This is a genomic window from Brachybacterium sp. UMB0905 (genome assembly GCF_002871795.1).
In the GTDB taxonomy this organism is placed as follows: Bacteria; Actinomycetota; Actinomycetes; order Actinomycetales; family Dermabacteraceae; genus Brachybacterium.
Genome location: NZ_PNHL01000007.1, coordinates 76611 through 89151, shown reverse-complemented (window position 1 = coordinate 89151; position 12541 = coordinate 76611). Strand labels below are relative to the sequence as shown.

Annotated in this window: 11 protein-coding genes; 8 read left to right on the top strand and 3 right to left on the bottom strand. The window is 69.1% G+C overall.

From position 1 onward, the window contains the following. Nucleotides 1-69 precede the first annotated feature (69 nt). Nucleotides 70-906 carry a 3-methyl-2-oxobutanoate hydroxymethyltransferase gene (panB, locus tag CJ197_RS08500; RefSeq protein ID WP_233190759.1) on the bottom strand — a complete coding sequence of 279 codons (837 nt, stop codon included), beginning with the start codon at nucleotides 904-906 and terminating at the stop codon, nucleotides 70-72. A 245-nt stretch (nucleotides 907-1151) separates the two neighbouring features. On the opposite strand from panB, the gene CJ197_RS08495 reads away from it, so the two are divergent. From CJ197_RS08495 to CJ197_RS08465, 7 genes are all read left to right on the top strand, one after another. Then, the gene (locus CJ197_RS08495) at nucleotides 1152-1739 is read left to right on the top strand and encodes a hypothetical protein (protein WP_102236317.1); all 588 of its coding nucleotides are present in this window, start codon (nucleotides 1152-1154) and stop codon (nucleotides 1737-1739) included. Between the two features lie 126 nt (nucleotides 1740-1865). Then, nucleotides 1866-3203, top strand: a complete 1338-nt coding sequence (locus CJ197_RS08490; protein ID WP_102236316.1) for a glutamine synthetase family protein — start codon at nucleotides 1866-1868, stop codon at nucleotides 3201-3203. 60 nt (nucleotides 3204-3263) lie between these two features. Next, entirely contained in the window at nucleotides 3264-6377 is a 3114-nt protein-coding gene (locus CJ197_RS08485; protein WP_102236315.1) for a bifunctional [glutamine synthetase] adenylyltransferase/[glutamine synthetase]-adenylyl-L-tyrosine phosphorylase, read from the top strand. A 73-nt stretch (nucleotides 6378-6450) separates the two neighbouring features. Beyond that, nucleotides 6451-7368, top strand: coding sequence for a PD-(D/E)XK nuclease family protein (locus CJ197_RS08480; RefSeq protein ID WP_102236314.1), 918 nt, complete (start codon nucleotides 6451-6453; stop codon nucleotides 7366-7368). Between the two features lie 106 nt (nucleotides 7369-7474). Continuing rightward, a complete protein-coding gene (locus CJ197_RS08475) occupies nucleotides 7475-7738 on the top strand; it encodes a hypothetical protein (RefSeq protein ID WP_102236313.1) in 264 nt (87 codons plus the stop codon). Beyond that, nucleotides 7735-9129, top strand: coding sequence for an MFS transporter (locus CJ197_RS08470; RefSeq protein ID WP_102236312.1), 1395 nt, complete (start codon nucleotides 7735-7737; stop codon nucleotides 9127-9129). The genes CJ197_RS08475 and CJ197_RS08470 overlap by 4 nt, the downstream gene beginning before the upstream one ends. A 36-nt stretch (nucleotides 9130-9165) precedes the next feature. Continuing rightward, a complete protein-coding gene (locus CJ197_RS08465; protein ID WP_102236311.1) occupies nucleotides 9166-9489 on the top strand; it encodes a hypothetical protein in 324 nt (107 codons plus the stop codon). A 149-nt stretch (nucleotides 9490-9638) separates the two neighbouring features. Here the strand turns inward: CJ197_RS08465 and glnA are convergent, their stop codons facing one another. Then, a complete protein-coding gene (glnA, locus tag CJ197_RS08460; protein WP_102236310.1) occupies nucleotides 9639-11069 on the bottom strand; it encodes a type I glutamate--ammonia ligase in 1431 nt (476 codons plus the stop codon). A 167-nt stretch (nucleotides 11070-11236) separates the two neighbouring features. Between glnA and CJ197_RS08455 the strand changes: the two genes are divergently transcribed. Next, a complete protein-coding gene (locus CJ197_RS08455) occupies nucleotides 11237-11671 on the top strand; it encodes an RDD family protein (RefSeq protein WP_102236309.1) in 435 nt (144 codons plus the stop codon). A 79-nt stretch (nucleotides 11672-11750) separates the two neighbouring features. Here the strand turns inward: CJ197_RS08455 and CJ197_RS08450 are convergent, their stop codons facing one another. Next, nucleotides 11751-12518: a DUF4191 domain-containing protein gene (locus tag CJ197_RS08450; protein WP_102236308.1), complete on the bottom strand. Its 768-nt coding sequence runs from the start codon at nucleotides 12516-12518 to the stop codon at nucleotides 11751-11753. Nucleotides 12519-12541 lie beyond the last annotated feature (23 nt).

Genomic DNA, 12541 nt, shown 5'->3' with positions numbered 1-12541 from the left:
CCCTGTCACGGCGCGGCGAGCAGCAGGGTTCAGCGGTCAGCAGCAGGGATCAGCGACGCGCCGCAGCGGTCATTCGAAGGAATGCTCGGCAGCCGGGTAGGTGCGCTCAGCCACTTCGGCGCGGTACTGCTCGGCGGCCTCGCGCAGCTGGGTGCCCACATCCGCGAAGACCTTCACGAACTTCCCCTGGAAGCCGGACAGGCCCGCCATGTCCTGCCACACCAGCACCTGACCATCGCACTGCGCTCCGGCGCCGATACCGATCGTCGGAATCTGCAGCTGCTCGGTGATGCGCGCAGCGAGCGCGGCGGGCACAAGTTCCAGCACGAGCGCGGAGGCCCCCGCCTCCTGCACGGCCAGGGCATCGGCCAGCAGGCGCTCGGCACCGTCATCGTCGCGTCCCTGCACCCGATGCCCGGACAGTGCATTGACCGACTGCGGGGTGAACCCCAGGTGCCCCACCACCGGGATCCCGGCGTCGACGAGCGCCCGGATTTGCGCGGCGACCGTGCGACCGCCCTCGAGCTTGACCGCCTCTGCACCCGCGCGGATCAGCTCCACGCCATGGCGCAGCGCATCCGTCGGCCCCGTCTCATAGGTGCCGAACGCCATATCCGCCACCACCAGGGGACGGGTGACGCTGCGGGCCACTGCCCCGGTGAAGGTCAGCATGTCCTGATGCGTCGTGGCGGTGGTGGAGTCATGCCCCAGCACCGTGCTGCCCACCGAATCACCCACCAGCAGCACCTCGATCCCTGCCTGCTCGAACAGTCGCGCGGAGAACTGGTCGTAGCTGGTGAGCATGGAGAACGGGGTCCCCTTCTGCTTGGCCAGCTGCAGGTGACGCAGACGGATCTTCGCGGGGGCGGGCAGCTGCTCGCGTGAGCCGGTGGAAGGCGAGGTCACGGGGAACTCCTGAGGAACCGACGGGGATGCACTGACCGCACAGTCTAGAGGGCCCCGCCGGGACCCATCGGGCGCCCGGGCAGCCACGGTGGCGCGGGCGGGAGGTGGCCCGTCCTGGACCGGGACCACCGGGCGCCCGCGCCGAAACCCGGGCATGGGTACTTCTCCCCGCTGACGCTCACCGCCCGGACGTGCCATGCTCCTACGTGCCGGTCACCGGATCGGTACAGGAGGGAGAAGCCCAGATGACCAGCTACATGCGCAGAACCGTGCGCGCAGCCGCCCTCGCGTGCGGGGCGCTCGCCCTCACGCTCGGCACCGCCGGCTGCGGTGCGTTCGGCGGCGGTGAGGAGAACCCCGACGGGCAGGAACAGCCTGCCGAGCAGGACGATCCGGAACAGGCGGACCCTGCTGAGGACGACACGGCTGAGGACGGGGCGGAGGATTCGGACGCCGAAGCCTCTGACGGCGGGGGCCAGGAGAGCGAGGGTGAGCTGTCCGAAGAGGATCTCACCGCCGCGGAGGACCGCTTTCACGAGACACTGCAGCTGCTGGGAGAGAACGACATCGAAGGCGCCTGCCAGCTGACCATCGACCCCGCGACCGGCGAGCCCTCCACGGGTGATGCCATCCAGGAGTGCGTGGACAGCTTCACGCAGGAGGTCGGCGAGGACTTCGACCCCGCGGTGCTGAGCGTCATCGACCGGTCGATGATCACGGCCGAGGACGACGGCGAGGGCATCGCCAAGATCCTCATCGCGGGGGAGGACAGCGGTGCGACGATGCAGCAGGCCGACGGCGAGTGGTACCTGAAGGGGCTGGACAGCGTCTGAGCCGCACCGAGCCCGCAGCGGCCACGCGCCGGTGAACGAGCACGGCCCCGCTCCCACCTCGGGAGCGGGGCCGTGCTCCATCCATCGGCCCCCTGATCCGTGCCGGACCTGGGGCACACTGGTGACATGGCCCACCAGCATGACGACGTCATCCGCACGGTCGCCGACCGCGACGTGCGATTCATCCGCCTGTGGTTCTGCGACATCTCGGGGACGCTGAAGTCCATCGCGATCTCCCCGTCGGACCTGGAGACCGCCTTCACCGAGGGCATCGGGATCGACGGCTCCGCGATCGAAGGGCTCACCCGCGCCTACGAGTCCGACATGATCCTGCGGCCGGACCCCGGCACCTTCGAGATCCTCGCCTGGCGCGGGGAGACCAATGCGACCGCCCGGATGATGTGCGATGTGCTCACGCCCGACGGGGAACCGGCCGCCTCCGATCCTCGGCGCGTGCTGCGTGACACCCTGGCCCGCGCCGAGGAGAAGGGCCTGGAGTTCTACACCCATCCCGAGGTGGAGTTCTACCTGTTCCAGGAGCCCTGGGTGCCGGGGCAGCCACTGCGCCCCGCGGACCAGGCCGGCTACTTCGACCATGTCCATCGTGGACAGGGCCAGGACTTCCGCCGCACCGCCATCCAGCATCTGGAGGCGATGAACATCCAGGTGGAGTTCTCCCACCACGAGAACGGGCCCGGGCAGAACGAGATCGATCTGCGCTACGCCGATGCGCTGACCACCGCGGACAACATCCTCACGCTGCGCACCGTGGTCAAAGAGGTGGCGCTGTCGATGGGGCAGGTCGCCAGCTTCATGCCCAAACCGATGATCGAACACCCGGGCTCGGGCATGCACACCCACCTGTCGCTGTTCCAGGGTGGACGCAACGCCTTCCACGAGCCGGGCGCCGAATACGGGCTCTCGAAGATGGGCCGCCAGTTCATCGCCGGGCTGCTGCGCCACGCCCCCGAATACTGCGCGGTGACCAATCAGTGGGTGAACTCCTACAAGCGGCTGTGGGGCGCACAGGAGGCGCCGAGCTACATCTGCTGGGGCCACAACAACCGCTCGGCTCTGGTGCGGGTCCCGTTCCACAAGCCCACCAAGGGCACGAGCTCCCGGGTGGAGTTCCGGGGCCTGGACTCCGGGGCGAACCCGTACCTTGCCTTCGCCGTGCTGCTGGCCGCCGGGCTTGCCGGCATCGAAGGCCAGTACGAGCTGCCCGAAGGGGCGGAGGACGCGGTGTGGGAGCTGACCGAACGGGAACGACGGGCGATGGGCATCGAACCGCTGCCCACCGACCTGTTCCGCGCGCTCGAGGCCTATGAGGATTCCGAGCTGATGGCCGCGACGCTCGGCGAGCAGGTCTTCGAGTACTTCCTGCGCGATAAGAAACAGGAATGGCAGAGCTACCGCGAGCAGGTCACCGGCTACGAGCTCGCTTCGAGCTTCAGTCGCGTCTGAGCCGTATGCACAGGGAGACCGCAGCGACAGTGAGACCGCAGTGACCATGAGAGCGCACGCATGATGAGCGAACCTCCTACCAGCACCGGGGCGCTGGCGCGACTCGGCTTCTCCCGCACCGACCGCGTGCAGCGCTTCCTCACCGAACCGGAGCTTGCGGCCCTCGGGGAGGGAGCGGCCGCCATGATCGGCGCCACCGCCGATGGGGATGACGCGGTCCTGGGCCTGCTGCGCATCGCGGAAGCCGCCGAGGAGCACGGGGCCACCCGATTGGTCACCGAGTTCCTCCGCAGCGTCGGAACGGCCGGCACGCCGGGGGAGCGCCTGGTGCGGCTGCTGGGCACGTCGGTGGCGCTCGGAGACTTCCTGGCCCGTCACCCCGAGCGGCTCGAGGTACTGCGCGAGGGCGATGACCAGCTGCGCATGAGCGCAGCGCAGGTCCGCTCGGCGCTGCTCGAAGCCGTCGGCGCGGACCCGCAGGCCCCGGTTCCCGTGGCCTCCGACGCGGGACGTGAGGCGCGCGATGCCTTGCGCATCGCCTACCACGAACGCCTGGTGCAGATCGCCGCCGCCGATGTGCAGGCACCGGACCCCACCGCGCTGCAGCCCGCGGTCTCCGCAGCGATCAGCGACCTCGCCGATGCCGCGCTCGAAGCCGCCGGGGCGATCGCCCGCGCTGCCGTGGACGGCCACCAGCAGGTGCGCTGGAGCGTCATCGCCCTCGGCAAGACCGGGGCGCGGGAGCTGAACTACCTCTCCGACGTGGACGTCATGCACGTGGTCGCCCCCGCCGAGGCCGATGATGAGCGGCCCGTGGCAGAGGTCGAGGAGGAGGTCGTGACCATCGGCGCCGCTCTCGCCCGGGAGCTTGCGCGGATCTGCTCCGAGCGCACCGCCGAGGGCTCGCTGTGGCAGGTGGATGCGAACCTCCGCCCCGAAGGTAAGGACGGCTCCCTCGTCCGGACCCTGGATTCCTACCGCCTCTACTACCAGAAGTGGGCGAAGACCTGGGAGTTCCAGGCTCTATTGAAGGCCCGCAGCGCCGCCGGTGACCGCGAGCTCGGCCAGCAGTTCGAGGAGCTCACCCAGCCCCTGGTGTGGAAGGCCTCCGCCCGGGAGGGTTTCGTCGAGGACACCCGGGCGATGCGCCGCCGCGTCATCGCGCACATCCCGCGCGGCGAAGTGGAGCGGAACCTGAAACTGGGGCCCGGCGGCCTGCGTGACGTGGAGTTCACCGTGCAGCTGCTGCAGATGGTGCACGGCCGCGCCCACGAGGGTCTGCGCGCCCGCTCCACCCTCGAAGCCCTCGCCCGCCTGGGGGAGGAGGGCTTCATCTCCCGCGGCCAGGTCACGGAGATGGACGAGGCCTACCGCTTCCTGCGCTGCGTGGAGCATCGGCTGCAGCTGCACCGCATGCGTCGCACCCAGGTGATGCCCACCGCCGCTTCCGATCTGCGGCGCCTCTCCCGCTCTTTAGGGATGGGCACCGACGACTTCCACACCCGCTATCAGCGCACGCGCCGCCGCGTGCGGCAGCTGCACGAGGAGATCTTCTATCGGCCGCTGCTGCTGACCGCATCTCAGCTGTCCGAGGCGCAGATCAGGCTCAGCTCGGAGGAGGCGCAGGCGCGTCTGGCCGCCATCGGATATCGCGACCCCAAGCGCGCCATGAGCCACCTCACGGCGCTGACCGACGGGATCTCGCGCCGCGCGAAGATCCAGCGGCAGCTGCTGCCCGCGATGCTCGAGTGGTTCGCCGACGGGATCGACCCGGACCTTGGGCTGCTGGCCTTCCGGCGCCTCTCGGACACCATCGGCTCTGCCCACTGGTACCTGGGGCTGCTGCGTGACTCCGGGCTGGCCGCCAAACGGCTGACGCATGTGCTGGCCTCCGGCCGCTACGTCGGCGAACAGCTCGACCAGATCCCCGAAGGGGTGCGTTGGCTGGCCCGGGACGAGCAGCTGCGCCCCCTCACCCGCGAGGTGCTGGGGCGAGAGTTCCTCGCGGTGATCCGACGGGTCAGCGACGTGGACACTGCCCAGGATGTGCTGCGCCGCACCCGCTCCCGCGAACTGCTGCGCATCGCCCTGGCGCACCTGACCGGTGTGGTCACCCCGCGGGAGATCGCCACGGCCCTCACCGACCTCGCCGAGGCGGTGCTCGAGGCCGGGATCCTCGTGGCCCTGCACGTGGTGGCGCTCGAGCGCGATGCCGTGGCCGATGACGCCCAGACCCTCGACGGCGCAGAAGAGATCGATGAGCAGACCGCGCTGCGCCTGCGCGAGCGGCGCTCGGATCCGGCGCGGGCGCTCGGGGTGGAGATGATCGTCATCGCGCAGGGCAGCTTCGGCGCCGCGGAGATGGGGTACTCCTCCGATGCGGATGTGCAGTTCCTTGTGGCCGACCGCGGAGCAGGGGAGCAGGCCGTGCCGATCGCGATCGAGGTCGCCACTCAGACCCAGCGGATCCTCAACGCGCCAGCCGCCCGCTCCGATATGCGCGTCAGCGCCGATCTGCGTCCCGAGGGGAAGATCGGCCCGCTCGCGCGCACCGTCGAATCCTGGCGCGACTACTACGAGCGGGACGCCGCGACCTGGGAGAAGCAGGCTCTGCTGCGCTCCCGTGTGATCATCGCGAGCGAATCCGTGGCCGGTGAGCTTGAGGCGCTGATGGATCAGCACCGCTACCCGGCCGAGGGCCTCACCGACGCGGCGCGCCGGGAGATCACGCGGATGAAAGCGCGCGTGGAGTCCGAGCGGCTGCCCCGCAACGCGGACCCCACGCGGCATCTGAAGCTCGGCCGCGGCGGCATGACCGATGTGGAATGGTGCGCCCAGCTGCTCGCTCTCGAGCACGGGCACGCGGTCAAGGGACTGCGCACGACGCGGACCCTGGACCAGCTCAGCGCCGCGCGGGATGCGGAGCTGCTGAGCCCCCGCGCTACGGAGGAGCTCACGCAGGCGTGGCTGCTGGCCTGGCAGCTGCGCCGCGGTCTGTTCCTCAGCAAGGGCCGGGAGGGCGATGTGCTGCCCACCGACCGCATCGATCTGCGGGCGCTGGCCAGGATCGTGGGCGGCGATGACGCCTCGGCGAGCGAACTGGAGGAGCAGTACCTGCGCCTGACCCGGCGTTCCCGGGCGGTCGCCGAGGAGATCATCTTTGGCGACCCGTGAACGTGACGGCGTACCGTAGGGATGCTGTCCGTGGCGCGATCACCTCGCGCCCTCCGTCTTACCTCGAGGATCCATGACCACCCCTTCGCTGAGCGCCGATACCCCGCGCGGTCGGATGTACCGCCTCGAGCCCGACGGCCCCCTGATGTACCCCTCGATCACCACCGTCGCGGGCATGCGCGCCAAGGATTTCCTGCAGGGATGGTACGCCACGATGGCCTCGAAACGGGCGCTCGAGATGTACCAGTGGCTGGACCGCAATCCCGATCGCGCCGCCCAGGAGATCTCCCGCGTCACGCGCGACCGCTGGGGCAGCCAGAAGCGCATAGCCGCCGCTGCGGAGGACTACACGCGCGCCGCCGCGGACTTCGGCACCCTGGTCCACGCCGCCTGTGAGGAATGGGGCCGCAGCGGCACCCGCCCGAGCGACGCCGATATCGGCCAGATCGCCTCCGAGATGCGCTCTGCCCAGGGTGCCTTCGCCGCGGAGAAGGACCCGGCCGCGCTGGTGGACCGCGCCCGCGTGCGGCTGGACGGCTACGGCCGTTTTCTTGAGGAGTACCAGCCGGAGTTCGTTGAGGTCGAACAGACGGTCGTCAACCACACCGTCGGCTATGCCGGAACCACCGATGCGATCGTGCGGATCGGCAACACGCTGCTGAGCGCCGACATCAAGACCTCCAAGAAGGTTCGCGGTGACTACGCCCTGCAGGGCGTCGCGGTGTGCCGCGCCGAACAGCTGCTGGATGATGACGGCACCACTCGGGAGATGCCTGAGCTGACCGGGGCGTTCATCATCCATCTGCCCGAGGTCGGGGGCTACCAGGCGGTTCCGCTGCGCACCGGCGATGAGGAGTTCGAGGTGTTCCGCGCCTTGCGGGCCACCTGGACCTTCGACCCTGATCAGTGCGCCCTGGACCCGGCAGCCAGCCCGAAGGATCTGCTGCTGTCGCTGCTGCGCAGCAAGGGTGGGGTCGACGCACTGCGCTGAGGATCCCGCGCCCGCACCCGCCCCTAGACCGCGCATTCGGGTGCGCCAGCGGGCCCGCTCCTCTACAGTGACAGTGTTTCTGCCACCGCACTCTCCGGAGCTTTCCATGGCACACACCCCGTCCTCCTCACCCGACGACCGCACCACCACTCCCGCCACGAAGACCTCGTCCACCTCGATCGCCTCACTCATCGGCACGGCGACGCTGATCGCCGTGTTCCTCGGCCTCGCTGTGTGGATCCTCGCGCAGTTCGCTCTCGGCGTCGACGGGCCCACCGCGGTGCGTTACGGCGCCAGCGCTGGCGGTGCGGTGCTCCTGATCGCTGCCATCATCGGGGTGGTGCGCTCCCTGCAGGCCGGCGGGAAGTGACCGCCCCAGCAGAGCGGATCTACAGCGCGCTCATCCGGGACAACACCTCCGCCCGGGAGGATCTGCCTGCCGGGGTGCGCGAGCACGTTGCCTCCAACGGGCTGCGGCAGCTGGGCGCCGGTGCCCTGCAATCCTCGGGCGACCAGATGGCCAGCGCCTCCACAGTGCTGCCGTGGCTGTTCGGGGTGCTCGGTGTTCCATCGGCGCTGACCGGTGTGCTGGTGCCGGTGCGGGAATCGCTGTCCATGCTTCCGCAGGCGATGATCACCCCGTGGGTGCTGCGCGTGCGGCAGCGCCGCTGGGTCCACGTCACCGGGGCGATCATCCAAGCTCTCGCCGTGGCCGCCATGGCACTGACCGCCGCATTCACGCGGGGTCTGCTCGCGGGCGCGCTCATCATCACGGCGCTCGCGGTGTTCTCGCTGGGCCGCTGCCTCACCTCGATCGCCTCGAAGGATGTCCAGGGCCGTACCCTCCCGAAGGGGCAGCGCGGTCAGATCACCGGGTGGGGCACCACCATCGCGGGCCTCGTCGCGATCACCCTGGGGCTGGGGATCCGCCTGCTCGGCGGCTCCGGCACACCCACGACGCAACTGGTCATCCTGCTGACGGTGGCCGCGGCACTCTGGGTGGGGGTCGCGGTGATCTACGCCGGAATCCGGGAACCGGACGAGGACCCGGCCGCGCAAAGCACAACAGAGCAGAGCACAGCACAGCAGAGCACAGCACAAGAGCCCAAAGAACCGAAGCACACCGAGGAGGCGCAAGAGCCGACGGGCGGCTGGTTCACCGATGCTGTGTCGCTGCTGCGCGAGGACCGGCCCTTCCGGCACTTCGTCACCGTGCGCAGTCTGCTGCTGGTCTCATCCCTCAGCCCGCCGTTCATAGTGGCGCTCTCGGTCGCGAACGGCGTCGAGGCCCTGCAGGGACTCGGTGGTTTTATCCTCGCCTCGGGGGTGGCCGAGCTGCTGGGCGGCCACATCTTCGGGCCCCTCGCCGACCGCTCGAGCCGGCGCGTGATGAGCCTCGGCGCCGGTGCCGCCTCCGTCGTGATCCTCGCCCTGGTCGCCATCGTGCAGCTCAGCGGGGGCGGCAGCGCGGGAGACCTGCCCCCGCTGCTGTTCGTCCTCGCCTATTTCCTGCTCACCATGCTGCACACCGGCGTGCGGGTGGGCCGCAAAACGTACGTGGTGGACATGGCCGACGGGGATCAGCGCACCCGCTATGTCGCGGTCTCCAACTCCGCCATGGGCATCGTGCTGCTGCTCGTGGGGGTGATTACGTCGGCGCTGGCTGCCGTGCATGTCGCCGCCGCCCTCGTCATGCTGGCCGTGATGGGCCTGCTGGGTGTCGTGCTCAGCGCCCGCCTGCCGGAGGTCTCCGCAAGCTGAGGGCCCGACGTGTCCGTGACCACGTGAGGAGATGGCATGACCCCTGCCGCAGCGCCGAGCCGCGAGATCGGTGCGCCGCTCGACCACGGCTTTGACGAGTCCGTCCCTGAAGGCGCCTGGGACACCGCGCTGTGTGAGACCGCCGCGGCGTTCCGCGGCGGATGCCTGCTCAGCGAGGTTGCGCCGGGTACCTCACGCACACCGGTGGAATGGGAGTGCGCCGACGCGCACCGCTTCACCGCCTCGCCGTATCTCGTGGTCGGCGCGGGGCGCTGGTGCCCCACGTGCACAGCACAGCCCGAGCGCTTTGCTGAGCAGGCGCAGGACAACCGATTCCGCGCCCCGGTGGTCAGCGCCTAAGCGGATCAGGCGACGTGCCGTCCGACATTACGGGAGCCCGCCCGCACCAGCGGGTGCGGGCGGGCTCACCGGAGCGTCGATGCGTGCCGGGGATGCGGACGTCGCGCGGACCGCCAGGCCAGGAAGCACCCCTGACCTGCGCACACATCTCAGATGTCGTAGTAGAGCTCGAACTCGTGCGGGTGGGGGCGGAAGCGGAACGGGTCGATCTCCGTGGTGCGCTTCAGCTCGATCCACGTCGCAATGAGGTCCTCGGGGAACACATCGCCCTCGGTGAGGAAGTCATGATCCTCCTCGAGCGCATCCAGCGCCGCCTCGAGCGAGGACGGGATCTGGCAGATCTCCGCATGCTCCTCCGGCGGCAGCTCATACAGGTCCTTGTCGATCGGCTCCGGCGGCTCGATGCGGTTGCGGATCCCGTCGATCCCGGCCATGAGCTGCGCCGCGAAGGACAGGTAGGGGTTCGCCGACGGGTCCGGGGTGCGGAACTCGATGCGCTTGGCCTTCGGCGAGGAGCCCGTGACAGGAATGCGGATCGCAGCCGAGCGGTTCCGGGCCGAGTACACCATGTTGACCGGCGCCTCGAAGCCCGGCACGAGCCGCTTGAAGGAGTTCACCGTGGGGTTGGTGAACGCGGTCAGTGCGGGGGAGTGCTCGATGATGCCGCCGATGTACCAGCGCGCGATGTCTGAGAGCCCGCCGTAGCCGCGCTCGTCGTAGAACAGCGGCTCGCCGTCCTTCCACAGCGACTGGTGGGTGTGCATCCCCGAGCCGTTGTCGCCGAACAGAGGCTTGGGCATGAACGTCGCGGTCTTACCCGCCTCCCACACCGTGTTCTTCACGATGTACTTGAACTTCATGACGTCATCGGCGGCGTTCAGCAGCGTGTTGAAACGGTAGTTGATCTCTTGCTGGCCGGCAGTGCCCACCTCGTGGTGCGCCCGCTCCACCTCCAGCCCCACCTGGTTGAGCACCGCGCAGATCTCATCGCGCAGATCCGCCATCTGATCGGTCGGGGGGACGGGGAAGTAGCCGCCCTTGACCCGCGTCTTGTAGCCCTGGTTGCCGCCGTACTCGGACTCATCACGGTCGGTGTTCCACGCCGCCTCATCGGAGTCGATCGTGTAGAAGCCGGAGTTGATGCCGCTCTTGAAACGCACATCGTCGAAGATGTAGAACTCCGCCTCCGCCGCGAAGAACGCGGTGTCCGCGATCCCGGTGGAGCTCAGGTATTCCTGAGCCTTCTGCGCCACCGTGCGGGGATCACGCGAATAGGGCTCGTCCGTGAAGGGATCGACGATCGAGAAGTTGATGATGAGGGTCTTGCGCGCCCGGTAGGGGTCCACGTATGCGGTGGAAAGATCCGGGATCAGCTTCATATCGGACTCGTGGATGGCCTGGAAGCCACGGATCGAGGAGCCGTCGAAGAGCTGACCGGTGCTGATCGCCTCCTCGTCGAACGTCGCAGCGGGCACATTGAAGTGCTGCATGACGCCGGGCAGGTCGCAGAATCGGATGTCGACGAACTCGACACCCTCTTCCTCGATGTACTTCACGACCTCGCTGGGGTTGTTGAACACGGCTCCTCCATCCGCGCCGTCGGGCGCGTGTCGTCCAGATCGTCACCCCGTAGGGCGGGTCCCCGCGGCCGACGCTCGCCGAGCCGACGGGTGAATCCATTTTAGAGCCGCCGCGCGCTCACCGAGCACGGCGCGAAATGTCCAGGTCAGCCAGATAGGCTACCGGCGTGATCGATCGCAAGGACCTGGGCTCGTGGATGGACGGCGCTCCCGGTGAGGAGGGCTACGTCAAGGGCTCCGCGCTCGGACTGCCCGCCACCGGATCGGGGTCGGTGGCCCCGTTCTGGCGTCGCCCGCTGGCGCTGGTCCTGGACTGGGCGCTGTGCCTGGGGATCTCCGCGCTCGTCTTCGACGGCGCCGCCCTCGCGGACCTGGTGCTGTTCGCCGTGATCAACGTGCTGTTCCTGACGCTGTTCGGGGCGACCCCCGGGCAGTTCCTCACGCGCGTGAAGGTGGTGCCGGTGCGCGGGCGCTCCCCGATGCTGCTGCGCGCCACGGTGCGCACAACGCTGATGCTCCTCCTGCTGCCGGCTGTGGTCTACAACCGTGATGCGCAGCCCCTGCAGGATGTGGTCGCCGGTACCGCCGCCGTCCGGCTCTGAACCCAAAGGGCTCTGCTCCCCACCGGGCCTGCAGCCCGACGCTTCCCAACGGCTCTGCTGCCCGCGCCCCGGCAGCGTCTCAGCGTCCGCGCATCGCCTTGCGGTTGGGGCGGGCGCGCATCGGATCGATGCCCTTGGGCATGGACTGGCGCAGCGAGCGATGCAGCACATTCAGCCGCTGCGAGACCGCCGCTCCCTCGCTCTTGGTCAGCGGCTTCTTCATGCGCTGCATGTAGCTGGACAGCTTGTGCAGCGGCACCTCGCCATCGCCGTCGCCCACCACGATCTGGTGCACCGGCACGCTGTCATGCTGCAGCACGCGCCGGATCGCGCGCCGCTCCTTCTCCAGCAGCCGCATCGAGATCGCGGAGGAATCCTCCGCCACGATCGCCACGCCCGACCGTCCGGAAGCACGGAAGAGCATCTTCTGCGAGCGCGGATCGATCTGCACCGGCTCGTCCTCGACGTTCCACCCGCGCCTGATGGACTGCATCGCCGCGAGCGCCGCACCGGGCTGCCCTTTGATGCGGGCAAAGGCGGCGCGTTCGGCCTTGCGGGCCAGGATCAGCATCGCGATCAGCAGACCCACCATCAGGCCCATGAAGACGCCGTACCAGGGGCTGTTGAACACCAGCCAGGTGACCAGCAGGCCCACGGCGATCGACGCGGCCATCGCCAGCAGCATCATCGGCAGGGTGGAGCGATCCATCTCCTGCGTGTACTTGAAGACCTCGATGATCTGCTTGAAGCGACCGGGCTTCTTCTGACCGTCCGTGGACGTCTTCGCAGCGTTCTTCGTGGTCTTCGCGGAGCCCTTCGCGGGCGTGCTGGGGGAGCGGCGGGCCATGGGGTCCTCTCGAGGGCGGGCGG